22 protein-coding genes, 4 pseudogenes and 1 other annotated feature are annotated in these 24,539 nt (G+C 69.0%); of the genes and pseudogenes, 9 read left to right on the forward strand and 17 right to left on the reverse strand.

The annotated features are described in order from the left end of the window. Positions 1-102: 102 nt before the first annotated feature. Together mce and ACEY2A_RS05930 are read left to right on the forward strand one after the other, a co-directional pair. Positions 103-540, forward strand: coding sequence for a methylmalonyl-CoA epimerase (gene mce / locus ACEY2A_RS05925; RefSeq protein ID WP_374929933.1), 438 nt, complete (start codon positions 103-105; stop codon positions 538-540). Between the two features lie 30 nt (positions 541-570). Further along, positions 571-1,644 (forward strand): AI-2E family transporter, encoded by a 1,074-nt coding sequence (locus ACEY2A_RS05930; protein ID WP_374929934.1) that lies wholly within the window; start codon positions 571-573, stop codon positions 1,642-1,644. Positions 1,645-1,881: 237 nt separating this feature from the next. Here ACEY2A_RS05930 and ACEY2A_RS05935 read toward each other — a convergent pair whose 3' ends face one another. Beyond that, positions 1,882-3,564, reverse strand: coding sequence for a ribonuclease J (locus ACEY2A_RS05935; protein WP_374929935.1), 1,683 nt, complete (start codon positions 3,562-3,564; stop codon positions 1,882-1,884). A gap of 246 nt (positions 3,565-3,810) precedes the next feature. Between ACEY2A_RS05935 and ACEY2A_RS05940 the strand changes: the two genes are divergently transcribed. The 3 genes from ACEY2A_RS05940 to ACEY2A_RS05950 all read left to right on the forward strand — a co-directional run bounded on the left by ACEY2A_RS05940 (position 3,811) and on the right by ACEY2A_RS05950 (position 6,063). Beyond that, positions 3,811-4,605, forward strand: coding sequence for a thymidylate synthase (locus ACEY2A_RS05940; RefSeq protein WP_374929936.1), 795 nt, complete (start codon positions 3,811-3,813; stop codon positions 4,603-4,605). Between the two features lie 134 nt (positions 4,606-4,739). Beyond that, positions 4,740-5,771, forward strand: a complete 1,032-nt coding sequence (locus ACEY2A_RS05945) for a dihydrofolate reductase (RefSeq protein ID WP_374929937.1) — start codon at positions 4,740-4,742, stop codon at positions 5,769-5,771. A 1-nt stretch (position 5,772) separates the two neighbouring features. Next, on the forward strand, positions 5,773-6,063 hold the full coding sequence (locus ACEY2A_RS05950; RefSeq protein WP_374929938.1) for a DUF1905 domain-containing protein: 291 nt from the start codon (positions 5,773-5,775) through the stop codon (positions 6,061-6,063). 16 nt (positions 6,064-6,079) lie between these two features. Here ACEY2A_RS05950 and ACEY2A_RS05955 read toward each other — a convergent pair whose 3' ends face one another. The 5 genes and pseudogenes from ACEY2A_RS05955 to ACEY2A_RS05975 all read right to left on the reverse strand — a co-directional run bounded on the left by ACEY2A_RS05955 (position 6,080) and on the right by ACEY2A_RS05975 (position 10,252). Beyond that, positions 6,080-6,913, reverse strand: coding sequence for a PhzF family phenazine biosynthesis protein (locus ACEY2A_RS05955; RefSeq protein ID WP_374929939.1), 834 nt, complete (start codon positions 6,911-6,913; stop codon positions 6,080-6,082). Positions 6,914-6,960: 47 nt separating this feature from the next. Next, complete coding sequence (locus ACEY2A_RS05960) at positions 6,961-7,836, reverse strand: MFS transporter (protein ID WP_374929940.1); 876 nt, start codon at positions 7,834-7,836, stop codon at positions 6,961-6,963. A 58-nt stretch (positions 7,837-7,894) separates the two neighbouring features. Beyond that, positions 7,895-9,063, reverse strand: a pseudogene (locus ACEY2A_RS05965) (IS3 family transposase). A 43-nt stretch (positions 9,064-9,106) separates the two neighbouring features. Then, positions 9,107-9,730 (reverse strand): annotated as a pseudogene (locus ACEY2A_RS05970) (MFS transporter); the annotation flags it as partial. 84 nt (positions 9,731-9,814) lie between these two features. Further along, a complete protein-coding gene (locus ACEY2A_RS05975) occupies positions 9,815-10,252 on the reverse strand; it encodes a VOC family protein (protein WP_374929941.1) in 438 nt (145 codons plus the stop codon). 176 nt (positions 10,253-10,428) lie between these two features. Here ACEY2A_RS05975 and ACEY2A_RS05980 point away from each other — a divergent pair, with 176 nt between their 5' ends. Both ACEY2A_RS05980 and ACEY2A_RS05985 read left to right on the forward strand, forming a co-directional pair. After that, positions 10,429-11,736, forward strand: a complete 1,308-nt coding sequence (locus ACEY2A_RS05980; protein ID WP_374927953.1) for an ISL3 family transposase — start codon at positions 10,429-10,431, stop codon at positions 11,734-11,736. Positions 11,737-12,026: 290 nt separating this feature from the next. Then, a pseudogene (locus ACEY2A_RS05985) lies at positions 12,027-13,288 on the forward strand (ISL3 family transposase). Between the two features lie 130 nt (positions 13,289-13,418). On the opposite strand, the gene ACEY2A_RS05990 reads toward ACEY2A_RS05985, so the two are convergent. Both ACEY2A_RS05990 and ACEY2A_RS05995 read right to left on the reverse strand, forming a co-directional pair. Further along, complete coding sequence (locus ACEY2A_RS05990; RefSeq protein WP_374929942.1) at positions 13,419-13,811, reverse strand: hypothetical protein; 393 nt, start codon at positions 13,809-13,811, stop codon at positions 13,419-13,421. Further along, on the reverse strand, positions 13,808-14,236 hold the full coding sequence (locus tag ACEY2A_RS05995; RefSeq protein ID WP_374929943.1) for an SRPBCC domain-containing protein: 429 nt from the start codon (positions 14,234-14,236) through the stop codon (positions 13,808-13,810). The genes ACEY2A_RS05990 and ACEY2A_RS05995 overlap by 4 nt, the downstream gene beginning before the upstream one ends. 121 nt (positions 14,237-14,357) lie before the next feature. Between ACEY2A_RS05995 and ACEY2A_RS06000 the strand changes: the two genes are divergently transcribed. Then, positions 14,358-15,665, forward strand: a complete 1,308-nt coding sequence (locus tag ACEY2A_RS06000) for an ISL3 family transposase (protein WP_374929349.1) — start codon at positions 14,358-14,360, stop codon at positions 15,663-15,665. Here ACEY2A_RS06000 and ACEY2A_RS06005 read toward each other — a convergent pair. After that, on the reverse strand, positions 15,602-16,003 hold the full coding sequence (locus tag ACEY2A_RS06005; protein WP_374929944.1) for an ArsR/SmtB family transcription factor: 402 nt from the start codon (positions 16,001-16,003) through the stop codon (positions 15,602-15,604). The two genes, ACEY2A_RS06000 and ACEY2A_RS06005, sit on opposite strands and share 64 nt — an antisense overlap. Before the next feature lie 267 nt (positions 16,004-16,270). Here ACEY2A_RS06005 and ACEY2A_RS06010 point away from each other — a divergent pair. Further along, a pseudogene (locus ACEY2A_RS06010) lies at positions 16,271-17,532 on the forward strand (ISL3 family transposase). A 193-nt stretch (positions 17,533-17,725) separates the two neighbouring features. On the opposite strand, the gene ACEY2A_RS06015 reads toward ACEY2A_RS06010, so the two are convergent. The 8 genes from ACEY2A_RS06015 to paaA form a co-directional block, all read right to left on the reverse strand. Continuing rightward, entirely contained in the window at positions 17,726-17,956 is a 231-nt protein-coding gene (locus tag ACEY2A_RS06015; RefSeq protein ID WP_374929945.1) for a hypothetical protein, read from the reverse strand. 68 nt (positions 17,957-18,024) lie between these two features. Next, positions 18,025-19,256, reverse strand: a protein-coding gene (locus tag ACEY2A_RS06020; RefSeq protein ID WP_374928272.1) for an IS3 family transposase whose coding sequence is annotated in 2 segments (ribosomal slippage) — positions 18,025-18,977 and positions 18,977-19,256 — 1,233 coding nt in all. Because the reading frame shifts where the segments join, the coding sequence is not laid out codon by codon here. Beyond that, positions 18,876-18,978: a sequence feature (AL1L pseudoknot), on the reverse strand. It overlaps the preceding gene by 103 nt. Before the next feature lie 333 nt (positions 19,257-19,589). Next, positions 19,590-20,487 (reverse strand): IS5 family transposase gene (locus ACEY2A_RS06025; protein ID WP_102708706.1). Its coding sequence is split into 2 segments (ribosomal slippage): positions 19,590-20,135 and positions 20,137-20,487, totalling 897 coding nucleotides; the frame shifts between segments, so codons are not numbered across the junction. 67 nt (positions 20,488-20,554) lie between these two features. Beyond that, entirely contained in the window at positions 20,555-21,670 is a 1,116-nt protein-coding gene (gene paaE, locus ACEY2A_RS06030) for a 1,2-phenylacetyl-CoA epoxidase subunit PaaE (protein WP_374929946.1), read from the reverse strand. A gap of 64 nt (positions 21,671-21,734) precedes the next feature. Continuing rightward, the gene (gene paaD, locus ACEY2A_RS06035) at positions 21,735-22,265 is read right to left on the reverse strand and encodes a 1,2-phenylacetyl-CoA epoxidase subunit PaaD (RefSeq protein WP_374929947.1); all 531 of its coding nucleotides are present in this window, start codon (positions 22,263-22,265) and stop codon (positions 21,735-21,737) included. Further along, the gene (gene paaC / locus ACEY2A_RS06040; protein ID WP_374929948.1) at positions 22,259-23,197 is read right to left on the reverse strand and encodes a 1,2-phenylacetyl-CoA epoxidase subunit PaaC; all 939 of its coding nucleotides are present in this window, start codon (positions 23,195-23,197) and stop codon (positions 22,259-22,261) included. Before paaC ends, paaD begins: the two co-directional genes overlap by 7 nt. After that, positions 23,194-23,481, reverse strand: coding sequence for a 1,2-phenylacetyl-CoA epoxidase subunit PaaB (gene paaB, locus ACEY2A_RS06045; protein WP_374929949.1), 288 nt, complete (start codon positions 23,479-23,481; stop codon positions 23,194-23,196). Before paaB ends, paaC begins: the two co-directional genes overlap by 4 nt. Next, the gene (gene paaA / locus ACEY2A_RS06050; protein ID WP_374929950.1) at positions 23,478-24,536 is read right to left on the reverse strand and encodes a 1,2-phenylacetyl-CoA epoxidase subunit PaaA; all 1,059 of its coding nucleotides are present in this window, start codon (positions 24,534-24,536) and stop codon (positions 23,478-23,480) included. Before paaA ends, paaB begins: the two co-directional genes overlap by 4 nt. Positions 24,537-24,539: the final 3 nt, after the last annotated feature.

Raw genomic sequence — 24,539 nt, forward strand, 5'->3', positions numbered from 1 at the left:
TCCCGGCGGGGAGGGTCGCGCCCCGGCGCGGTCCTCCCCGCATCGTCTGTGCCCGGGACGCACACGAGCCCGCTGTCACCCCCGCGGACTAGGGTGTCCCCCATGCACGCCGCGGACTCCCCTGACGCCCTGTTCACCGCCATCGACCACGTCGGCCTGGCAGTCTCCGACCTCGACGCCGCCATCGCCTTCCACCGCGACGTCCTGGGCATGGAGCTGGCCCACACCGAGGAGAACCCCGAGCAGGGCGTCCGCGAGGCGATGATGCGCATCGGCGACTCCCACATCCAGCTCCTCGCCCCCCTCACCCCCGAGTCCACCATCGCGAAGTTCCTGGACTCCAAGGGCCCGGGCATGCAGCAGCTCGCCTACCGCGTGGCCGACATCGATGCGGTGAGCGCCACCCTCCGCGAGCGCGGCCTGCGCCTGCTGTACGACGAGCCCAAGCGGGGCACCAGCAACAGCCGGGTGAATTTCATCCACCCCAAGGACGCGGGCGGAGTGCTCGTGGAGCTCGTCGAGCCCGCCGCCGGGCACTGACACCGCCCGGCGCGACCGCCCCCTGACCGCATGCCCGCACACCGCCCCGACGCCCCGGTGAACCGTCTGCTGCAGCACGGCCCGTTCGTGCTGGGCTTCGTCGCCACGCTGGGTGTGCTGGCCGCGGTCGGTGTGGCGATGGCGGCGATGCGGCTGGACTACGTCATCACCCTCCTGGTGGTGTCGATCTTCCTGGCGCTCACCCTCAACCCCCTGGTGGAGCAGCTGATGCTGCGTGGGCTGCGGCGCGCCGGCGCGGTCACCGTGATCTTCCTGTGGCTCCTGGTGGCGTTCACCGGCATCGGAGCACTGGTGCTGCCCCCCATCGTGGACGAGTCCACCGCGCTGCTCTACGACGCCCCCACCTACACCCAGGCCTTCCTGGAACAGGACTGGATCCAACAGGCCGACCGCGACTTCCAGCTCACCGACCGCTTCCAGAACGAGCTGCAGAAGCGTGTGAACTCCGGAGAGCTCGCCGGCCAGGTGACCGGTGGCGTGCTGGGCGCGGGTCGGGTGCTGGCCACCGGCGCCTTCGGTGCCTTCACCGTCCTGGTGCTCACGCTGTACCTGCTGGCCACGCTGCCGCAGACCAAGCGGGCCGGGTACGCCCTGGTGCCGGCCTCGCGGCGGGAGCGGGTGGAGGAGCTCTCCGAGAAGATCATGCGCCGCGTGGGTGGGTACGCCGCCGGCCAGTTCCTGGTGGCCACCATCAACGGCCTGTGCAGCTGGGTGATGATGACCATCCTGGGCATCCCGTATGCCGCCGTGCTGGCCGTCCTGGTGGGTTTCCTGGGGCTCATCCCCCTGGTGGGTGCCACCATCGGCGCGGTGGTGGTGGGCCTCATCGCTCTCAGCCAGTCGGTGCAGGTGGCCCTGATCGTGGGTGCGTACTACCTCATCTACCAGCAGGTCGAGAACTACGTGATCGTCCCGCGGATCATGAAGCGCACCGTCTCGGTGCCCGGCGCCGTGACCGTGGTGGCCGCCCTCATCGGGGGGACGCTCGCGGGCATCCTCGGCGCGCTGCTGGCCATCCCCACCGCCGCGGGGCTGTTGCTCATCTACGAAGAGGTCCTGGTTCCCCGCCAGGCCCGCCGCTGAGCCGGCGCCCTGCGCTCCCCGCGCCCGCCTTCCCCGCGCCCGCCTTCCCCGCGCCCGCCTTCCCCGCGCCGCCGCTCACCCCTCCGCCTTCTCCGCGCGGGACTCACTCCACCGCGCCACAACACGGTCAAGTAGTCCCCGCGCGGAAGTGCACCTGGGACGGCGGGCGCCCCAGACGCGAGACGGCGCGCCCACCCACGATGGGGTGAGCGCGCCGGTTGAGTACGTCGCGAGGCCTCAGGCGTTGATGACCACCGGGATGATCATCGGCCGACGCTTCAGCTTGCCGCCGATGTACCCGCCCATGGACCGGCGCACGACCTGCTGCAGCTGGTGGATGTCGGTGGTGCCCTTGAGACGGGCCTCCTCCAGCGCCTGCTCCACCTTGGGCACGGCGCGCTGCAGGATCTTCTCCCCCTCGGACACACCGCGGGCGTGGATGTCCGGGCCGGAGATGATCTTGCCGGTGTCGGGGTCGCGCACCACCACGATGGAGACGAAGCCCTCATCGCGCAGGATGCGGCGGTCCTTCAGCAGGTCCTCGTCGGAGGTGCCCACGTTGCCGCCGTCCACGTACACGTGCGCCGCCGGCACCTGACCCACGATGCGGGCCTTGCCGTCCACGAGGTCCACCACCACGCCGTCCTCGGCCACGACGACGTTCTCCTCGGGCACACCGGTCTGCTTTGCCAGGTCGGCGTTGGCCAGCATGTGGCGCCACTCGCCGTGCACCGGCATCACGTTCTTGGGCTTCACGATGTTGTAGGCGTACAGCAGCTCACCGGCGCTGGCGTGGCCGGAGACGTGCACCATCGCGTTGCCCTTGTGCACCACGTTGGCGCCCAACTTCATCAGCCCGTTCATCACCTTGTAGACGGACTTCTCGTTGCCGGGGATCAACGAGCTGGCCAGCAGGACGGTGTCGCCCTCGCCCACCTCGATCTGGTGGTCCTGGTTGGCCATGCGGCTCAGCGCGGCCATCGGCTCACCCTGCGACCCGGTGCAGATCAGCACCACCTGGTGCGGGAGCAGCTTGGCCAGCTTGCGCACGTCCACCAGCACGTTGTCCGGCACGTGCAGGTAGCCCATGTCCGAGGCGATGCCCATGTTGCGGATCATCGAGCGGCCCACGAAGGCGACCTTGCGCCCGGTGGAGGCTGCCGCATCGAGGATCTGCTGCACGCGGTGGATGTGCGAGCTGAAGCAGGCCGCGATGATGCGCTTCTCGCTGGTGGCGAAGACACGCTCGATGGCCGGGGCGATGTTGCGCTCCGGGGTGGTGAAGCCGGGCACGTCGGCGTTCGTGGAGTCGGTGAGGAACAGGTCCACGCCCTCCTCGCCGAGGCGGGCGAAGGCGCGCAGGTCGGTGATGCGGCCGTCCAGCGGCAGCTGGTCCATCTTGAAGTCACCGGTCACCAGCAGCGTGCCGCCGGGGGTGTGGATGAACACGGCCAGCGCATCCGGGATGGAGTGGTTCACCGCCACGAACTCGCACTCGAACTTGCCGAAGTTCTCGATGTCGTCCTCGCGCACCGTCAGGGTGCGGGGCGTGATCTTGTGCTCCTTGAGCTTGGCCTCCACCAGCGCGAGGGTCAGCTTGGACCCGACGATGGGGATGTCCTGGCGGTTGCGCAGGAGGTACGGCACGGCACCGATGTGGTCCTCGTGGCCGTGCGTCAGCACGACGGCCACGATGTCGTCCCAGCGGCCGTCGAGGTACTCGAAGTCCGGCAGGATCAGGTCGACGCCCGGCTGGGTGTCGTCGGGGAAGAGCACGCCGCAGTCGACGATCAGCAGCTTGCCGCCGTACTCGATGACGGTCATGTTGCGGCCGACCTCGCCGAGGCCACCCAGGGCGACGACGCGGACGCCGTTCTTGGGCAGCTTCGGGGGCTCGGGCAGGGTGGTGCGTGGGGTCACGTGTGTCCTTCGTTCGATTGTCCGGCTCCGTGCCGGTGATCAGTGCCCGCCGACGGTCATCGATGCCGTGGACGCGGGCGTGGAAATCTGTGGGAGGCAACCCCGATGCGGGGAGCCGTCACCCCCCACGGTACTCGCCACGGCCCCTGCGACGCACGGTGGCCGCCGGGAGCAGGCATGCCGGATCGGCCACGGCGCCCCACCCCACTGTTCCCCGGACGTGGCAGCATCGGTAGTTTTGAGCCCATGCGGCAGTACCTGGAATGGCTCACCGACGTGCTCGAGAACGGCGCCCCCACGGACGACCGGACCGGCACGGGGACGCTGTCGGTGTTCGGGCGGCAGACCCGCTACGACCTGCAGGAGGGCTTCCCGCTGGTGACCACCAAGAAGGTCTTCCGCAAGGGCCTGGTGGGTGAGCTGCTCTGGTTCCTCCGCGGTGACACGAACGTCCGCTGGTTGCAGGAGCGCGGCATCCACATCTGGGACGAGTGGGCCGATGAGGACGGTGAGCTGGGCCCGGTCTACGGCGCGCAGTGGCGTTCCTGGCCTGCGCCGGGCGGCGGCACCATCGACCAGGTCGCCCGGGTGGTGGAGTCGATCCGCACCAACCCCGCATCGCGCCGCCACATCGTCTCGGCGTGGAACCCGGCCGAGGTGGACGACATGGCCCTGCCGCCGTGCCACAGCCTGTTCCAGTTCCACGTCAGTGGTGGGCGCCTGAGCTGCCAGCTGTACCAGCGCAGCGCGGACCTGTTCCTCGGCGTGCCGTTCAACATCGCCAGCTACGCGCTGCTGACGCACATGGTGGCGCACGTGACCGACCTGGAGGTGGGCGACTTCGTGCACACCGTGGGTGACCTGCACCTGTACTCCAACCACCTCGAGCAGGCCCGCGAGCAGCTCACCCGCGAGCCGCGGCCGCTGCCCCAGCTGGAGCTCAACCCAGCCGTGCGTGAGCTGGACGCGTTCGACCTCGATGACGTGACCTTCCACGGGTACGACCCGCACCCCGCGATCAGCGCGCCCATCTCGGTCTGAGCGCGGCAGGGGCACCCACCCGGCAGAACCAGAACCGCACCGGTGCGGGTTTCGGCCGGCCGGCCCACTCGCCCGACCGCACCCCCGGCCCCACAGGCCCCCGCCCACCAGCGCCCGCGTGCCAGACTCCCGCCATGCCCACCCCGCGCTTCCAGGTCGTGCCGTCCGCCTACGTGATCCTCCTGCGCGAGGCCCCCGGGGACCCGGCCACGACCGAGGTGCTCCTGCAGCTGCGCCGCGGCACCGGTTACATGGACGGCTGGTGGGCCTGCGGCGCCGCCGGCCACGTGGAGCCCGGCGAGTCCGTGCTGGCCGCCGCGCAGCGCGAGGCCACCGAGGAGCTCGACATCACCATCGCCGCCGAGGACCTGCAGCCGCTCACCACGCTGCACCGCCACATCGCACTCACCTCCCCCCTCGAGGAGCGCTACGACACCTTCGTGACGGCCCGCACCTGGACCGGCGAGCCCTCCCTGCAGGAGGCCGACAAGGCCGAGGACCTCCGCTGGTGGCCGCTCGCCGACCTCCCCGCACGCACCGTCCCCCACGAGGCGCAGGTGCTGCAGGCCCTGTCCGATGCGGTGAGCCCCGCCCCCGCTGCGGCCTCACCGGCCGCCGCGCCCAGCCCCGTCCCCGCCGTGATGACCCGCGGCTTCGACCAGACCCTGACCCTCGTGGTCGCGGTCGGCCGCAACGGCGCCATCGGCCGCGACGGCGACCTGCCCTGGCACCTCCCGGGCGACCTGGCGCACTTCAAGGCCACCACCATGGGCGGCACGATGGTGATGGGCCGCCGCACGTTCGAGTCCTTCCCCGGACCCCTCCCCGGCCGCCGCCACGTGGTGATGACCAGCGACCGCGGCTGGCTTCCCGGCGGCCCCGCCGTCGCGGGCGACCCGGCATCGGGCCCCCGTTTCGATGAGGTGCTGGTGGCCCACTCGTGGGCCGAGGCCCTGCTCATGGCCGGCGACGGCGAGGTCTTCGTGGTGGGCGGCGCGGGCGTGTTCGCCGAGGCGCTGCCCGTGGCGCAGCGGCTGGTGCTCACCGAGGTGGACCAGGCGCCGCAGGACGCCGACACCTTCTTCCCCGACCGCGGGCCGGGCTGGGTGGAGTTCTCGCGCACCCCCGGTGAGGGCTACGACATCGTCGAGTACCGGCGGGGCTGACGTGGAGTTCGAGGTGACCGGCGAGGTCATCGAGTGGCGCGGACCGGCGCCCCACCACTTCGTGGCCGTGTCGGCCGACGTGGCCGAGGAGCTCACCGCCGACGTGGCCCAGCTCAGCTACGGCTGGGGCTGCATCCCCGCCCGCGTCACCCTCGGCACCACCAGCGTGAGCACCTCCCTGATGCCGCGCAACGGCGGCTACCTGGTGCCGCTCAAGGTGGCCCTGCGCCGGCCCGAGGGCGTGGAGCTGGGCGACGAGGTCACCCTCCACGTCGAGGTCACCCCACGCTGAGGGCGCCCCGGGTGGCTCACCCCGCCTCGATGCGGCCACTCACCCGGGTGACGCAGCGGCCGCCGACCCACACCTGGTCGCCGTCGTCGTGCACCGTGACCCGACCCGCGCGCCCCACCTGTGAACCCTGCACCGCCGTGTAGCGGTCCGGCACCCGGCCGCGCTCCCGCATCCACTGCGCCATCGAGGCGTGCAGGGAGCCGGTGACCGGGTCCTCGTGCTGACTGGTCAACGCACGCACCTCGTAGGCGGGAACCGCGACGGAACCACCCACCGGACGCTCGAGCCCCACCAGCCCCACCCGCAGCCCGGTCCCCACCAGGGACGCGCCCACCGAGCGCACCGCGTCCGCGTCCCGCAGCTCCAGCAGCCGCCACTGCGGCCCGTTGCTCCCCCAGGCGTGCGCCACCACGTCCTGGGCCCCCAGCCCCAGCGCCTCCAGCACGGCACCCAGCTCGGCCTCGTCCAACGGCCCGGTCCGGGTCCGCGGCGGCGCCGCAAAGGCCAGGTCACCACCGGCCACCCGCACCGGCACCAGCCCCGCGCCGCACTCCTGCACCACCACGCCCTCGCACTGCGGCACTCCCCCTGCGGCCAGCCACGCGTGTGCAGCACCCAGCGTCGGGTGCCCGGCGAAGGGGTACTCCGTCACCGGCGTCAGGATCCGCACCCGGTAGTCGGCCCCGGGGGCGGTCGGCTGCAGCAGGAAGGCCGTCTCGGAGAACTGCGTCCACCGCGCGATGGCGGACAGCTGCGCATCGTCCAGGTCGTCAGCACCGTGCACCACCGCCAGTCCGTTGCCGGTGAACGGACCGGTGCAGAAGACGTCGACCTCGGTGAACGGGTGCACGCTGCAATTCTGACCCACCACCGACCGCCTGGGCCGGGCGTGGTCCCTCAGTTGCGGTCGGAGTGCCCCACCAGCAGCAGCGCAGCCACCGCACCCACCACGAGCACCCCAGCCGGAACGAACAGCGCCTCGCGCAGCGCAACGCTCATCTGCTCGGCCACCGCAGGCGGCACCTGCCCGGCGGTGTGCACCATCGCCTCGCCCGCCGGTGCTCCCCCGGCGTCCCCGGTCATCCCCCCGAGGCGCGCCGCCATCCGCCCCTCCATGACGGCCGCGATCGCCGCAGCCCCCAGCACCGAGCCCACCTGTCGCGTCGTGTTGTAGACCCCGGACCCGGACCCGATGGCGTGGGGCGGCAGGGTGCGCGTCGCCGACACCGACAAGGGCGACCACACGAACGAGCTGGCGGCGCCCAGCATGAACCACGGCAGGAGCAGCACCAGCAGCGGCGTCCCGGGCCGCACCGTCAGCGCCACGAGCAGGTAGGTCAGGGCCAGCCCCACCATCCCGATCGAGGCGAGCGTCCGCGGGTGCACCCGGTCCACCAGCCGCCCGGCCCAGCGCGCCAGCAGCAGGGTCATGACCGATGAGGGCGCCATGACCAGCGCGGCCTCGGTGGGGGTCATGCCCCGCACCGACTGCAGGTACAGGATGAACGGGAAGGCTGTCGCGATGGTGGCGAAGCCCACCGTGGTGATCGCGACGTTCGCCAGGCTGAAGTTGCGGTGCGCAAAGAGCTCCAGCGGCACCAGCGGCTCGCGGGAGTTCCGGGCCTGCCACACCACGAACGCCGCCAGGACGGCGAGCCCGCACGCGATGAGCAGCGGCACGGACACCCAGCCGGTGATCGTCCCCCACCGGTAGGTCTGGCCCTCCTGGATGCCGAACACCAGCAGGAACATGCCCACGGCGCTGAGCAGCACACCCCACCAGTCCAGGGGGGACTGCTGCAGGTTTGGTTGACACTTCAGGTTTGGTGTTTCAGGCCGCTTGTGCGGGCCAGTAGATGGTCTCAAACTCGGTCGGGGTGGTCTTGCCCAGGGCTCGCTGGCGCCGCCGGCGGTGGTAGGCCCGCTCGATCCACGTGAAGATGGCTAGCCGCAGTTGCTCCCGGGTGTCCCAGCGACGGCTGTTCAAGACGTTCTTCTGCAACAGCGCGAAGAAGGATTCCATCGCAGCGTTGTCCGCCGAGGAGGCCACACGCCCCATGGACCCGATCAGGCCGTGCCGGTGCAGTGCCGCGACGAAGCGGCGGGAGCGGAACTGGCTGCCCCTGTCGGCGTGGACCACGCACCCGGCGGTGGTGTCGCGGCCCCGGCGGGCGATGGCCATCTCCAGGGCGTCGACGGCCAGCTGGGAGGTCATCCGGTCATTGATGGAGTACCCCACGATCCGCCTGGACCAGACGTCCTTGACAGCGCACAGGTACAACGTGCCCTCACTGGTGGGATGCTCGGTAATGTCGGTCAGCCACAACCGGTTCGGACCCTGAGCGGTGAACTCACGCCGGACCAGGTCGTCGTGGACCGGCGGGCCGGGCTTCTTCCACCGGCCCCGGGTGACCGAGTGCGCTGAGGCGATCTGCCCCTGGTGGCAGATCTTCCACACGCGTCGCTCAGACAGGGCATGGCCGGCCGCGGCGAGTTCGTCAGCGATGAACCGATACCCCAGACCGGGGTCATCGGCGTGGATCTCATAGGCGGCGTTCATCGCGTAGGCATCCACCAGATCCCGGTCGCTGACCGGGTGGGCACACCAGGCGTAGAACGCCTGGGGGGAGAACTTCAACACCCGGCAGGCCACCGTGACGGGGATTCCGTCATCGGCAAGGTCACGGACCAGCGGGAAGGTCATTTTGGGGACTGGCCCAGCTTCAGGTTCGCCTGAGACAGGTACGCCGCTGCTCGGCGTAGGACCTCGTTCTCCTGCTCCAACAGGCGGTTGCGACGCTTCAGGGCACGCACCTCCTCGGACTCGGCCACCGTCACGCCCGGACGGGCGCCGTCCTCGATGTCGGCCTGGCGGAGCCAGTTGCGCAGGGTTGATTCCGAGATCCCGAAGTCTTTCGCCGTCTGCGCGATCGACGCCTCGCCACGACGGGCGACACCGACCACGTCGTCACGGAACTCCTTGGGGTGAGGTGCAGGCATGGCGACATCCTTCCAGCAGGGACCCACGTCCCCACAGATCAGGTGTCAACCAAACCCTCAGCAGTCCCAGGGTGTGCGCCCGCGTCTCCAGGTCCGGCACGAGTCGCACGGCGAGCACCATCGCCAGGATCCCCACCGGCACGTTCACGAAGAAGATCCACTCCCACCCTGCAGAGTCCAGCAGCACCCCACCCAACAGCGGCCCCACCAGGGTTGCCACGCCCGCCGTCGCACCCCAGGCCGCCAGCGCCGTGCCGCGCCGGTTGCCCGGGAAGAGCCGGGTGATCACCGCCATCGTCTGCGGGCTGAGCATCGCGGCCCCCAGCCCCTGCAGCACCCGCGCGGCCACGAGGGCCTCGAGGGTGCCGGCGAACCCGCACCACGCCGAGGCCACCGTGAACACGGCCAGCCCCGCCAGGTACAGCCGCTTGGGGCCGAACCGGTCCCCCAGCCGCCCGGTCACCAGCAGCGGCACCGCGTAGGCGGGGAGGTAGGCGCTGGTCACCCACACCACGTGACTGACGCTGGCATCGAACGCCCGCATCAGGGCTGGGGTGGCGATGGAGACGATGGTGGAGTCCACCAGCACCATGAAGAATCCCAGGCACAGTGCCCACAGGGCAGGCCAAGGGCGTGCAGCGGGCTCAACCCGCGAGGCGGCGGTCACGCGAGAACACTAGGGCGTGTCTCCCAATTCCATGCGACGTCTCGCTCACGACGCGCGCTTCGCGGCATGACGGTGCGTTCGGCGTTACGTTGTCGCGGCGCGGTGGTCAGTCGCGGGAGACTCTGGGTCGGTCAGCTCCACCGTCTGCCCGTCGGGGTCCAAGACGACGAATGACCAGTAGCCGACCCAGAAAGGTTCGGCTCTGAGTGCCTGCACGCCGGCGGTCTTGAGCTTTGCTGCAGCGGACTGGAACGCGGCGGGTGGGAGGGCGATGGAGATGGATCTGACCTGTTCGGTCGTGGGCGCCTCGGGCAGTTGACCGTGGCTCCAACCGGGTTGAAAGGCCCAACCTTGGGGCCGGCCAAGGGTGTCGACACGGTGGAACGACAGCTGCACGCAACCGTGCCGAAAAGCGATGTCGTCCGGTTCATCCCAGATTAGAGGCAACCCCACCAGCTCTCCGTAAAATTTGCGGGTGGCGGTGATGTCGGTGCAGTACTCATAGGCGAACCATGTAGCCATGCCGGTGACGCTATCGCACGGCGATGTAGCAAACCCGCGCCTTATCCGCCGGCGCGACCCAAATGGGCTCTTCACAGATGAGGGTGTAGGAGTCGTGGGCGCGTCGGTGCGGGGGTAGGTGTCGAGGTCTCCCTGAGGATGGAAGTTCTGACGCTCACCATCCGGAAGACCTCGACGTGCCTGACGCTACCTTCACTGCCCCTGACCTGACGACCTTCACCCGCCTGGACGCTCTGGGCCTTGTCGCTACGGGGCAGCGGCTGCTGCCCGATCGGGCGGTGCTTGCCTGCCGGGTGGCCGAGCCGGATGACTGGTGCAGGCGGTGTGGCTGCAAGGGCATCCCGCGGGACACCGTGACCCGGGAGCTTGCACACGAACCCTTCGGGTGGCGCCCCACCACGTTGCTGGTCACCATCCGCCGGTACCGGTGCGCCGACTGCGGGCACGTCTGGCGTCAAGACACCAGCGCAGCAGCGCAGCCGCGGGCGAGGGTCTCCCGCGCCGGGCTCCGGTGGGGCCTGGTCGGGATCGTGGTCGGCCACTTGTCGATGTCCCGTGTCGCTGAGGGTCTGGGCGTGGCGTGGAACACCGCGAACGACGCGGTCCTGGCCGAAGGTAGGCGCCTGCTGATCGACGACCCGACCCGCCTGGACGGCGTCCGCGTGGTCGGGGTCGACGAGCACGTATGGCGCCACACCCGGCGCGGCGACAAGTACGTGACGGTGATCATCGACCTCACCCCGGTACGGGACGGCACCGGCCCTTCCCGCCTGCTGGACATGGTTGAGGGACGTTCCAAGAAGGCGTTCAAGACCTGGCTGGCAGACCGTGACCAAGCCTGGCGGGATGGCATCGAGGTCGTCGCGATGGACGGCTTCGCCGGGTTCAAGACCGCCACCACCGAAGAGCTCCCAGACGCGGTGACCGTGATGGACCCGTTCCACGTCGTCCGCCTCACCGGCGACGCACTGGACTCCTGCCGGCGCCGGGTCCAGCAGGAACTCCATGGGCACCGCGGCCGCAAGAGCGACCCGCTCTACTCCGCGCGCCGGACCTTGCACACCGGCGCCGATCTACTCACCGACAAGCAGACCGACCGACTCACCGAGCTGTTCGCAGACGAGAAGCACGTCGAGGTTGAGGCGACCTGGGGGATCTACCAGCGCATGATCCACGCCTACCGCCACCCCGACCGGGCCGCTGGCCGCGCCGAAGCCAGATCGGTCATCGACGCCCTCACCGACAGCGTGCCCGACCCGCTGCTCGAGCTGCGCAAGCTCGGCCGCACTCTGACCAAGCGGGCAGAGGACGTCTTGGCCTACTTCGACCGGCCCCGCACCAGCAACGGACCTACCGAGGCCGTGAACGGGCGCCTGGAACACCTACGAGGCTCCGCCCTCGGGTTCCGCAACCTCACCCACTACATCGCCCGCAGCCTCCTCGAAGCAGGCGGCTTCAGACCCCAACTACACCCTCAACTGTGAAGAGCCCCCAAATGTGCCCTGGTTCGGGCTGCCCCGCGGACCCGGTAACACGTGTCACTGACCGCAGGCAGTGTTTACGGGCTCTTCCTACTTGGGGTGGGGGTGAGCGGCGCGCCGGTGGCGTGATCGCGGGGTGAGAGGGGTCGAGGCCTTCAAGATCGGTGGCGACCAAGCTCACCCATCCGGAAGGCCTCGACGTGACCGAGCCTACGGCCGCTGCTGCGTGCTGCCCTGACGACTCTGTCTACTGCGGGCGTTGCGATCTGCTCGTCGGTCTCGCCGGACTCCATGTGATCGCGGACGAGTACGACGGCGATGTCGGTCTGCTCACGGTCCGCGTGGAGTCGCCTCGGGAGCCGATGGGCTGCTTGACCTGCGGTGTCGTGGTGGGCAGTCACGGCCGTCGTGACGTCACGCTGGTGGACGCGCCGTGCTTCGACCGGCCCGTGAAGTTGGTGTGGCGCAAGCGGACCTGGCGTTGCGAGGAGCCGTCATGCCCGACCAAGGTGTTCACCGAGCAGGACCCCGAGGTCGCGGCGCCGCGGGCGTTGTTGACCACGCGGGCGTGTTGGTGGGCGGTCAACCAGATCCGTCGCGAACACGCGAGCATCTCCGGGATCGCCCGGCAGCTGGGGACGACCTGGAACACGGTGTGGACCTCGATCGAGCCGCTGCTGCAGGCGATGGCCGATGACGAAGCCAGGTTCGCCGGCGTGACGCGGCTCGGGGTGGACGAGCACGTGTGGCACCACGTCAGCGAGTTCCCGATCGAGGACGGCGGTCGTGGCCCGAAGCAGCTGACCGGGATGGTCGACCTCACCCCCGACGATGACGGGAGCCGAAGGCGCGGCTGCTCGACCTGGTGCCCGGCCGGTCCGGGAAGGCCTACAGCGACTGGCTCGAGGAACGTGGCGAGGACTTCAAAGACGGGGTCGAGGTCGCGACCCTGGACCCGTTCCACGGCTACAAGAACGCGATCGACGACCAGCTCGAGGATGCGGTCGCGGTGCTGGACGCATTCCACGTCGTCAAGCTCGGCACCCAGGCCGTCGACGAGGTCAGGCGTCGGGTGCAGCAGGAGATCCACGGCCATCGTGGCCGCAAGAACGACCCGCTCTACGGGATCAGGATGATCCTGCGCTGCGGGCAGGAGAAGCTCACCGACCGGCAACGAGCACGACTGGACAAGGCGATCGCGGCAGACGAGCGCCACGACGAAGTGCTCGTGGCGTGGCTGTGCGCCCAGGAACTCCGCGCCGCCTACAAGGCGTCGAGCCCGGTCGAGGGACGGCGGATCGCGGAGAAGATCATCGCCAGCCTGCCGACGTGTCCGATCCCCGAGATCAAGCGACTCGGCAAGACGCTCAGGCAGTGGCGCGAGGCGTTCCTGGCCTACTTCGACACCGGTCGCGCCAGCAACGGCGGCACCGAGGCCATCAACGGGCTCATCGAGCTCCACCGCCGCATCGCCCGCGGCTTCCGCGACCGAGACCACTACCGGCTACGCATGCTGCTCATCGGCGGCGGACTATCCCACCCCCACCTCAGATAGGAAGAGCCGGTTTTCAGCGGTTCTGAGCCTAACGCGCCAAAGATACGACTTGCTGACGCTCGGGCACCCCGGTATCCGCGGCTGCTGCTTCCGAACGGAGCATTATCAGCTGCATGTCGCCTGTGCAAATTCAGATGGGGGCAGCTTCTCCGTCCTTTAAGGGCCGGACACGAAGTGCTGACAGGGTTTCACTGTAGGCAACCTGGGAGACCGCTTTCCACCCGTATTCTGCGAGTTGTATCCACAGTGTGTCGCGGTTCATATCGGTCTGGTTGCCTTTCGCGTAGACGATCCACACGGCGCGAGTCGTAGCGAGGGCACTTACGTGCTCTGCCAGCACGGTATCGACTTCCTGCCTATCGGCTGCGAAGATCACCGCGACGTCAGCATCATCGATACCCGAACGCTCGACACCGGCCTCACCGTGAAGCATCTCTGCTGCGGCTGCATCATCCGGCCAAACCCAGAGATGACTACTGGTTTTGAGCTGCAATTTCCGAGCTAGCGGTGACAGGTCGTTCACTGTTCTCTCCCTACGTGTTCGAGTGTTCTCACGACAGCGCCAAGGAGCGGCGCAAGTTTGCGCCAGCCTCCCCGCAGGAAGAATCGCGCGAACTCTGCACGCGGGCCCTGGAACCCGTCCTGGAGGAACTCGAAGCGACACGAGTTCGGGCCAAGCTCGGTGACCGTGAAGGTCACGGTCGTGTCGATGGGGCCGCCCCGCCACGACCAGACCATCCTGTGTGGTGGGTCGATTGCCAGTACTTCTAGATGTACTGTGCCGTCGAACATCGGTGCCGGATCGGTCGTCATTGTGAATCGATGCCCGACTTCAGCTCGGAAGTCGTTCGGCATCAACCAGGTGGATAGCAGTTCCCTCTCGGTGAGCGCGCGCCACAGCGTGGTCGCGGGAACGTCGAAGTCGGCGGTTCGGTAGATGCTGCTCACAGGTCTTTCTCGGCTCATCACAGATGAGGGTGTAGGGGCCGGCGGCGCGTCGGTCGCTGGGTAGGCGTCGAGGTCTCCCGAAGATGGAAGTTCTCACACTGCCCATCTGGAAGACCTCGACGTGCCTGACGCTACCTTCGCCCGCCCGGACTTGACCACGTTCTGCGGCCTCGATGAGCTCGGTCTGGAGGTCACCGGCCAACGACTCGCGCCCGACCGTGCGATCCTGGCGTGTCGGGTACTCGAGCCCGACCGGTGGTGTCGCCGGTGCGGCTGCGAAGGCAGTCCGCGCGACGCCGTCACGCGCGAGTTGGCCCACGAGCCGCTCGGTTGGCGCCCGACCACGTTGGAGGTGACGGTCCGGCGCTACCGGTGCACCGGGTGCGGGCACGTGTGGCGCCAGGACACCAGTCTGGCGGCCCAGCCGCGGGCGAAGCTCTCGCGACGAGGGCTGCGGTGGGCGCTGGAGGCCATCGTGTGCCAGCACCTGACGGTTGCGCGGGTCGCCGACGGGCTCGGTGTTGCCTGGAACACTGCCAACGACGCGGTCCTGGCCGAGGGCAAGCGCGTCCTGATCGACGACTTGGCCCGGTTCGATGGCGTCACCGCGGTGGGCGTCGATGAGCACGTCTGGCGGCACACCCGGCGCGGGGACAAGTACGTCACCGTGATCATCGACCTGACCGGCATCCGTGACGGGACCGGCCCGGCCCGGCTGCTGGACATGGTCGAGGGCCGCTCCAAGCAGGCGTTCAAGACCTGGCTCGCGCAGCGGGATCCCTCGTGGCGCGCAACGGTGGAGATCGTCGCAATGGACGGGTTCACCGGGTTCAAGACCGCCACCGCCGAGGAGCTGCCTGACGCCGTCGCCGTGATGGATCCCTTCCACGTGGTGCGCTTGGCCGGCGACGCCCTGGACTCCTGCCGGCGCCGGGTCCAGCAAGACCTCCACGGGCACCGCGGTCGCACCGGCGACCCGCTCTACGCCGCCCGGCGCACCCTGCACACCGGGTCCGAGCTACTCACCGACAAACAGACCGACCGGCTGGCGGCTCTGTTCAAGGTCGAGGAGCACGTCGAGGTCGAAGCCACCTGGGGCATCTACCAGCGGATGATCACCGCCTACCGACAACCCGACCGGAGCAAGGGCCGCGAGCTGATGCAGGCCGTCATCGAGTCGGTCAGTTCCGGTGTCCCCGCCGCGTTGACCGAGCTGATCACCCTCGGCCGGACCCTGAAGAAGAGAGCCGAGGACGTGCTGGCCTACTTCGACCGTCCCGGCTCCTCGAATGGACCCACAGAGGCCATCAACGGACGCCTCGAACACCTCCGCGGCTCCGCCCTCGGGTTCCGCAACCTCACCAACTACATCGCCCGCTGCCTACTCGAGGCAGGCGGCTTCAGACCCCAACTACACCCTCGTTTGTGATGAGCCTCTTTCTCCTTGTCCATCGCCTCAAGTGTTCGGCCGAGTCGCTCGAACCGCCCGTCCCAGAACACCTCGAGAGCGGCGATCCACTCCGTGATGTCCTGCAAGGGGGCGGTGTCGAGGCGATACAGGCGCTCTTTCCCGCGTTTGGTGCAGGTGACCAACCCCACCGAGCGCAACTGCGCCAGGTGTTGGGAGACTGTGGGCTGCGAGACCCCGACCGCATCGACCAGTTCGGACACCACCCTGCCCTCTCCGGCGAGTGCGTTCATGATCGCTCGACGTCGAGGATGTCCGATCGCACTGAACACATCGAGAACTGCGGGGGGCCTGGTCATACTCCCATCATAGATAGGCAATGACCGATATGTCTATCCTAGGACTGAGGGCTCTTCCGAGTTCCGGTGGGGGTGAGCGGCGCGCCGGTGTGAGCGTGGCTGCGGGGTGAGGGGAGTCGAGGCCCTCAGGATCAGGAGCGACCAAGCAACCCGTTCCGAAGGACCTCGACGTTGTCCGAGCCTACGGCGCGTACTGCTGTGCGCTGCCATTCCCTGACCGGCTACTGCTCCCGTTGCGATCTCCTGGTCGGCCTCGATGGCTTCCACGTGACCGCGGTCGAGGTCGACCACGACGTCGGTCTCCTCATCGTTCGCGTCGAGTCGCCCCAGAGACCGATGGGTTGCCCGGCCTGTGGCGTGGTCGCGCACAGCCACGGCCGCCGCGATGTCACCCTGGTTGACGCGCCGTGCTTCGACCGGCCGGTGAAGTTGGTGTGGCGCAAGCGGACCTGGAAGTGCGAAGAGCCGGCCTGTGCGACGAAGGTCGTCACTGAGGAGGACGAGCAGATTGCCCGGCCGCGGGCGCTGCTCACGACGAGGGCGTGCTGGTGGGCGATCAACCAACTCCGCCGTGAGCACGCCTCTGTCAGTGGTCTGGCGCGGCAGCTCGAGACGACGTGGAACACGGTGTGGACCTCGATCGAGCCGCTGCTGCAGGCGATGGCCGATGACGAAGCCAGGTTCGCCGGCGTGACGCGGCTCGGGGTGGACGAGCACGTGTGGCACCACGTCAGCGAGTTCCCGATCGAGGACGGCGGTCGTGGCCCGAAGCAGCTGACCGGGATGGTCGACCTCACCCCCGACGATGACGGGAGCCGAAGGCGCGGCTGCTCGACCTGGTGCCCGGCCGGTCCGGGAAGGCCTACAGCGACTGGCTCGAGGAACGTGGCGAGGACTTCAAAGACGGGGTCGAGGTCGCGACCCTGGACCCGTTCCACGGCTACAAGAACGCGATCGACGACCAGCTCGAGGATGCGGTCGCGGTGCTGGACGCATTCCACGTCGTCAAGCTCGGCACCCAGGCCGTCGACGAGGTCAGGCGTCGGGTGCAGCAGGAGATCCACGGCCATCGTGGCCGCAAGAACGACCCGCTCTACGGGATCAGGATGATCCTGCGCTGCGGGCAGGAGAAGCTCACCGACCGGCAACGAGCACGACTGGACAAGGCGATCGCGGCAGACGAGCGCCACGACGAAGTGCTCGTGGCGTGGCTGTGCGCCCAGGAACTCCGCGCCGCCTACAAGGCGTCGAGCCCGGTCGAGGGACGGCGGATCGCGGAGAAGATCATCGCCAGCCTGCCGACGTGTCCGATCCCCGAGATCAAGCGACTCGGCAAGACGCTCAGGCAGTGGCGCGAGGCGTTCCTGGCCTACTTCGACACCGGTCGCGCCAGCAACGGCGGCACCGAGGCCATCAACGGGCTCATCGAGCTCCACCGCCGCATCGCCCGCGGCTTCCGCGACCGAGACCACTACCGGCTACGCATGCTGCTCATCGGCGGCGGACTATCCCACCCCCACCTCAGATAGGAAGAGCCGGTTTACGGCATCAGGTCACGAGGCGGGCGACTTCCGTGTGGTCGACTGTCTCCTCCATACCGAGTTGCGTGGCAACAGTTAGGAGATGAACTGGCAGCACGACCGCACGGAGCATCTTGTCGTCGGGCCGACAACCATGCGAACGAGGACGTTCTGGCCACGAAGCTTGAGGACAGGCGGCGGGTCAGCGGCTCTCGCAAGCACGTGCCAGCAGATTGAGCGAGGCCGCTAGCCCGTCTTCGTCGGTGAGCGGCGCGCCGAATCGCTCGACGTTCTCGGGCGGAGCCTCGGCCCAGTCGTAGGTGAGCCTCACCCTGGTGTTCGGACCCTCGGGGATCAGGTTGTAGGTCCAGGTCCAACCCAACGGCTGCTGGCCGGGAAGCGCGGTGGCCCAGGTGATCGTGCGGAAGGGCACGAACGTGGTGACGAGATTGTCGGACTGGTAATGCTCGACGTTGAAGCGCCCTGGGTTTCGTTCCGAGGTCAGGACGCAACGGGCGCTACGTCGTGGCCACGAGTGTAGGCCGCCTCGACCTCGGTCGGGGTGGCGTAGCCGAGGGCCTCGTGGAGACGCTGCGTGTTCCACCAGTGGACCCACCCCATGGTGGCCAGCTCGACCGCCTCGGTCGACTCCCAGAGCCGCTTGGAGTGGATGAGTTCAGCCTTGTAGAGGCCGTTCACGGTCTCGGCGAGGGCGTTGTCATAGGAGTCGCCCACGGTGCCCACCGAGGCGCTCACCCCGGCTGTGATGAGCGCGTCGGAGTAGGCCAGACTGACGTATTGAGAGCCCCTGTCGCTGTGGTGGATCAAGCCCTTGTGGCCCCGGCTTGCGCCGGTGCTCATCAGCGCGTGCTCCAGGGCCAGCAATGGCAACCCTGCGGTGTGGAGGCTGGACGAGACCGCCCACCCCACGATCTTTCGGGAGTGCACGTCGGTGATGAACGCGACGTAGCAGAACCCGGTCGGGATCCGCACGTAGGTAATGTCAGCGACCCAGAGCTGGTTCGGCCTCTGTGCGGCGAAGCGACGTTCCACGAGGTCGGGGCGGGCATCCGACGCGGCTGCTGGCCGGGTGGTGATCGGCTTACGGCCACGGCGGACGCCTTCGAGCCCAGCGGTTTTCATGAGCCGGGCTGTCTGGTCCCGGCCGATGTCCCAGCCCGCCCGGACCATCGCGTGGTGCATCTTGCGCACCCCGTACACGCTGTAGTTCTGCGCGTGGACCCGCCGGATCTCCTTGAGTAGGAGATCATCTCGCAGCGCCCGCGCGGACGCGGGCCGGGTCTTCGCGGCCCGGTAGCCACGAGAGGTGATGAACCCACACTTTGTCGCGCCGAGGGTGCGGCAGATGGCCTCGACCCCGAACTGGTCGCGGTGCTCGTCGACGAACCTGATCATCTCGTCGTGGGGCGGTCGAGCTCCGCTGCGAAAAAAGCCGAGGCCTTGCGCAAGATCTCGTTCGCCCGTCGCAGCTCGAGGTTCTCCCTGCGCAGCTTGGTGATCTCCTCGGCCTCAGCGGTGCTCAACCCTGGAGCCTCACCCTGGTCGATGCGGTCCTGCTTCCACCAGTTCCGCAGCGTGTGGGGTGAGATCCCGCCGAGAGCTTCGCCGACGGCGGTGCAGGCAACCCAGCCAGAGCACTGCTCGGCACGGACGCGTTCCTCGATGAGCTTCAGGGCACGAGCCTTGAACTCGGGGCTGTACTTCTGGGGCATGATCCGATTCTCCTTGAGGAAGTAGGTCGGAACGAAACCCAGGACGCTTCAACGTTGTCACCGCTTCGCCAAACCATGTCCATAGTGAACACGTCGCCCACAGCTTTTGGTGTGTCTGAGGAGAGACCTACAACCATGCCGGTGGCGTCAAAGAGGTGGTGGTGGGCCGGGTCACAAACCAACGCCCACACAGTTTCGGGCGGGACGGTGATGAGCAGATCGCTGGTGCAAGAGGCGGCAGCCATGACGATGATCTAAGCCAACACTGGCACACAGGGCAAGTCCCATCCGAACGATCCGCTCATCGGCATGAGCGTGAAACCACGCCCGTGGTCACGGCCGCTCGGTGAGGGCGGGGAGCCATAGAAGGATCGCCCGCAGCAGGACAGCGGCGCGGTAGGTCGAGGCGAGCTTGTCGTATCTGGTCGCCAGGCCGCGCCACTGCTTGAACCGCTCGAAGCTGTTCTCGATGACGTGCCGCTTGACGTACCTGCCTGGATCGGTCAGCGGCGGGCGTCCGCCACGCGAACCACGGCGTTTCCGGTTCGACTGCTGGTCCCGAGGTTCAGCGATCACAGCCGTGATCCCTCGACTGCGCAGCAGGGTGCGGTGAACTCGCGAGGAGTACGCCTTGTCTGCCAACACCGCGTCAGGGGTGGTGCGAGGCCGCCCCACCCCGTCGCGCGGGACCCGAACCGCAGCGAGCAGGTGCGGGAACATCTTCGAGTCGCTGCCTTGCCCCGGCCCGACGGCGATGACCATGGGACGTCCCTTGCCGTCGCACAGCTGATGGACCTTCGTCGACAGACCGCCACGCGATCGCCCGATCGCATGATCGACCGGCTCGGGCATCTGCATCATGTAATTCGATGGAGCCCCCCGCGAGGCGCCTGGTGTTCGTCGCGTGCTGGTGGGCACGCGCGATGGTCGAATCGACTGCAACATCCCAATCGATCACGCCCATGGTGTCTGCCCTGGTCAACAAGGCCGTCAGGACCTTGTCCCAGGTCCCGTCGCCTGCGAAGCGGCGGTGCCGCTTCCACACCGTCTGCCACGGACCGAACTCCGCAGGCAGGTCCCGCCACGCAACGCCGGTCCGGTAGCGGTAGATGATCCCCTCGACCACCAACCGGTGATCCGAGAACCGACGACCCCGCCGCCCGTCCGAAGACGGCATGAAGTCCTCGATCAAGTCCCACTCGGCGTCCGAGAGCGTCTGCAACCGCGACATGCGATCACCCTTACCGACGCAGACTGCGGATTTGGGAGACACGCCCTAGGCGCAACCACCGACCACCTCAGACGTCGAAGTCGATCTCCGCGGTGTCGGTCACCGGGTGGCTCTGGCAGGCCAGCACGAAGCCGGCCTCCACCTCATCGGGCTCGAGCGCGTAGTTGCGGTCCATGCGCACCTCGCCGCCCAGCACCTTCGCCCGGCAGGTGCCGCACACCCCACCGGTGCAGGAGAACGGCGCGTCCGGACGCTCCCGCAGCGTGGCGTTCAGGATGGTCTCGCCGTCCTTGCTGGGCATGCCCACCTCGCTGCGGCGACCGTCCAGGGTCACCGTCACCACGGCCTCGGGCGCGGCCCCGGTGTCCACCGGCTCCGGCGCCGCCTGCGGCGGGACGTCGTCCACGTGGAACACCTCGTGGTGCACCACGTGCTCGTCCACGCCGCGCTCGGCCAGCAGCTCCCGGGTGGTCTCCACCATCTGGAACGGGCCGCACAGGTACCAGTGGTCCACTTGGTCGGGATCGATGAGGGTGCCGAAGATCCGCTCCAGCCGCTCGCGGTCGATCCGGCCGTGGAACAGCTCCACGTCCTGCGGCTCGCGGGAGAGCACGTTGATGAGCTGGAAACGCCCCGGGTACTGGTTCTTGTAGTCGGCCAGCTCCTCCAGGAACATGATCGAGTCCGTGCGGCGGTTGCCGAACACCAGCGTGGCGGTGGACTGCGGCTCCTCCTCCAGCAGCGTGCCCAGCAGCGACATGACCGGCGTGATGCCCGACCCCGCCGCGATGGCCACGTGGTGACGCTTCGCATCGGGCACCGCCGGGTTCACGAACGAGCCCATCGGCGTCATCACCTGCAGCTCGTCACCGGCCTGCACGCTCTCCACCAGCCAGTTGCTCATCACCCCGTTCGGCACCTTGGAGACCGCCACCCGCACGTGCCGGTCACGCAGTGCCCGCGATCGCGGCAGGCAGATGGAGTACGAGCGCCGCACGTCCACCCCATCGATGTCGGCGCGCAGGGTGAGGTGCTGCCCGGGCTCGAAGGTGAACTCCTCGGCGAGCTCGTCCGGGACCTCGAAGGTGATGGCCGCCGCGGCCTCGGTCAGGCGCTCGACCGCCGCCACCCGCAGCGGGTGGAAGGTCGCACGACGCCGGGTCGGGGTGCTCAGGGGGCTCATCTCTCTCCAGGTGCTCGTCAGGGGTGTCGATGGGGTGAGCGGCGGCGGGTGCCGCGCCCGGTTCTCACAGGGGCTTGAACTCGTCGAACGGCTCGCGACAGTCCAGGCAGCGACGCAGGGCCTTGCAGGCGGTGGACCCGAACCGGGCCAGTTCCTCGGTGGCGGCGGAGCCGCAGTGCGGGCAGGCCACCTGGCGCACCTGCAGCTGCAGCCCCACCGGGCCGCCGGACCGCTGGGGCGCGTCCGCGGGCCCCGGGGGCGCGATGCCGAAGCGCGTCAGCTTCGCCTTGCCCGCCTCGCTCATCCAGTCGGTGGTCCACGGCGGGTCCAGCTGGCGGCGCACGACCGGCTCCCAGCCGCGCAGGGCGATGGCGCGGGCCACCTGGCCCTCCATCACCTCCATGGCCGGACAGCCCGAGTAGGTGGGGGTCATGGTCACGGCGATGCTGCCGGTGGCCTCGTCCGGGGTGACCTCACGCAGCACACCCAGGTCGGCCAGCGTGATGACGGGGATCTCCGGGTCCGGGATCTGCTCCACGGCGGCGACGACCTCCCGGACCGGGGCGCGGCCCGTCTGCTGCCCGCCGGTCACCACGAGGCGCCCGGGTGGGCCCGGGCCACGGACTGCATCTCGGCCAACAGGTAGCCCAGCTGCTCGGAGTGGGTGCCGGTGCGGCCACCGCCGGCGTTCCACCGGCCCGGCTCCGGCCGCTCCAGCCCCGCACGCCGCAGCACGCCGGCCACGAACGACTCCGCGGGCTCGGCGAGGGTGCTCGGCAGGACGCCCAGACCCCGGGCGGCGGCCTCGGTGGCCACCGGGTCGTCGGTGAACAGCTCGCGGACGAAGGGCTCCACCGTCGCCAGCGCCGCGGCCATGCGGCGCGTGGACTCCTCGGTCCCGTCGCCCAGGCGGATCACCCACTGCGCGGCGTGGTCGCGGTGGTAGTCCACCTCCTTGAGCGCCTTGCGGGCGGCGGCCACCCCCACCTCATCGGCCCCGTCCACGCGCACCAGGGCGGAGTAGAGCTCCACCTGGTAGGCGGCGAACCACAGCATGCGCGCCATCTCGTGGGCGAAGTCACCGCGAGGTTGCTCCACCAGCCAGTGGTTGCGGAACTGCCGCTCCTCACGGAAGTAGGCCAGGTCGTCCTCGGCGAGCTCCTGCACACCGGGCAGCACCTCGGCATCCAGCTCCCCCACCCGCGTGTACAGGGTGCGGGCCTGACCCACCAGGTCGAGCGCCACGTTGCCCAGGGCCATGTCCTCCTCGATCTGGGGGGCACGGCTGATCCACTCCCCCAGGCGCTGGGCGTACACCATTGCGTCGTCGGAGAGGCCCAGCAGGTAGCGGGCCGACAGCTGGGCGTCGTTCATCGATGCGGGGTCGCCCGCGGCGTCCCAGGGCGCCGGGGCGCGACCGACCGTCTCCGGCGAGGTGGGCACCGGGGCACCCTCCTGTGCCTCGAAGCGCTGCGGCTCCTTGGGTGCCGTCCCGGGGGTGGCGGTGGACAGGTGGGACTCGCTCACAGGTACTCCACGTCCTCGGGCACGTCGTAGAAGGTCGGGTGGCGGTAGACCTTGTCGGCCGCCGGGTCGAAGAAGCTGTCGCGCTCGTCGGGGCTGTTGGCCGTGATGTCCTCGGCGCGCACCACCCAGACGGACACGCCCTCGCCGCGGCGCGTGTACACGTCGCGGCCGTTGCGCAGCGCCATCTCCGCGTCGGGGGCGTGCAGCGACCCCACGTGCGTGTGGTTCAGGCCCCGCTTGGGCCGGACGAAGACCTCCCACAGGGGCCAGCTGGACTCACTCATGCTGCAACCTCCTGCGTCGCGGCCTGCTTGGCGGCGTGCGCGGTGGCGGCCTCGCGCACCCACGCCCCCTCCTCGTGTGCACGCACCCGGTGGGCGATGCGCTGGGCGTTCATGGGCCCGTTGCCCTTCACCACCTGCCAGAACTCGTCCCAGTCGATGGGGCCGAAGTCCCAGTGCCCGCGCTCGGCGTTCCAGCGCAGGTCCTCATCAGGCAGCGTCAGCCCCAGCTTCTGGGCCTGCGGCACCGTCATGTCGATGAACTTCTGGCGCAGGTCGTCGTTGCTGAAGCGCTTGATGCCCCAGGCCATCGACTGCTCGGTGTGGCCCCCCGCGGTGGCGGCCTCGCCGGTGTCGGGCGGGCCGAACATCATCAGCGCCGGCCACCAGGTGCGGTTCACGGCGTCCTGGGCCATCTCCTTCTGGGCGTCCGTGCCCTGCATGAGCGCCCAGAGGATCTCGAAGCCCTGCCGCTGGTGGAAGGACTCCTCCTTGCACACCCGGATCATGGCGCGGCCGTACGGGCCGTAGGAGCAGCGGCACAGCGGCACCTGGTTCATGATGGCGGCACCGTCCACCAGCCAGCCGATGGCCCCCGCATCGGCCCACGTGAGCGTCGGGTAGTTGAAGATCGAGGAGTACTTCTGCTTGCCGGTGTGCAGGCGGTCCAGCATCTCCGCACGGTCCATGCCCAGGGTCTCGGCGGCCGAGTACAGGTAGAGCCCGTGACCGGCCTCGTCCTGCACCTTGGCCATGAGGATCGCCTTGCGGCGCAGGCTGGGCGCACGGGTGATCCAGTTGCCCTCCGGCTGCATGCCGATGATCTCGCTGTGCGCGTGCTGGGCGATCTGCCGGATCAGGGTGTCGCGGTACTCCTGCGGCATGTCGTCACGGGGCTCGATCCGCTGGTCGGCGGCGATCAGGGCGTCGAACGAGGCGTGGGACTCCGCACCGCGATCCATCTCTCCCGCAGCGTGTTCCTCCAGAGCCGCCTCGTACTCGGGCGTCTCGGCGGCATTCAGTGGCTCGTCAGGGACTGCGAAGTCGTTGCCGTACATGGC

Source organism: Kytococcus sedentarius, assembly GCF_041937525.1.
In the GTDB taxonomy this organism is placed as follows: domain Bacteria; phylum Actinomycetota; class Actinomycetes; order Actinomycetales; family Dermatophilaceae; genus Kytococcus; species Kytococcus sedentarius_A.

Excerpts from the sequence above, each read along its gene's own strand:
- mce (WP_374929933.1), top strand. The coding sequence starts at position 103 with ATGCACGCCGCGGACTCCCCTGACGCCCTGTTCACCGCCATCGACCAC.
- ACEY2A_RS05930 (WP_374929934.1), top strand. The coding sequence starts at position 571 with ATGCCCGCACACCGCCCCGACGCCCCGGTGAACCGTCTGCTGCAGCAC.
- ACEY2A_RS05940 (WP_374929936.1), top strand. The coding sequence starts at position 3,811 with ATGCGGCAGTACCTGGAATGGCTCACCGACGTGCTCGAGAACGGCGCC.
- ACEY2A_RS05945 (WP_374929937.1), top strand. The coding sequence starts at position 4,740 with ATGCCCACCCCGCGCTTCCAGGTCGTGCCGTCCGCCTACGTGATCCTC.
- ACEY2A_RS05975 (WP_374929941.1), bottom strand. The coding sequence starts at position 10,252 with ATGGCTACATGGTTCGCCTATGAGTACTGCACCGACATCACCGCCACC.
- ACEY2A_RS06005 (WP_374929944.1), bottom strand. The coding sequence starts at position 16,003 with ATGACCAGGCCCCCCGCAGTTCTCGATGTGTTCAGTGCGATCGGACAT.
- paaE (WP_374929946.1), bottom strand. The coding sequence starts at position 21,670 with ATGAGCCCCCTGAGCACCCCGACCCGGCGTCGTGCGACCTTCCACCCG.
- paaB (WP_374929949.1), bottom strand. The coding sequence starts at position 23,481 with ATGAGTGAGTCCAGCTGGCCCCTGTGGGAGGTCTTCGTCCGGCCCAAG.
- paaA (WP_374929950.1), bottom strand. The coding sequence starts at position 24,536 with ATGTACGGCAACGACTTCGCAGTCCCTGACGAGCCACTGAATGCCGCC.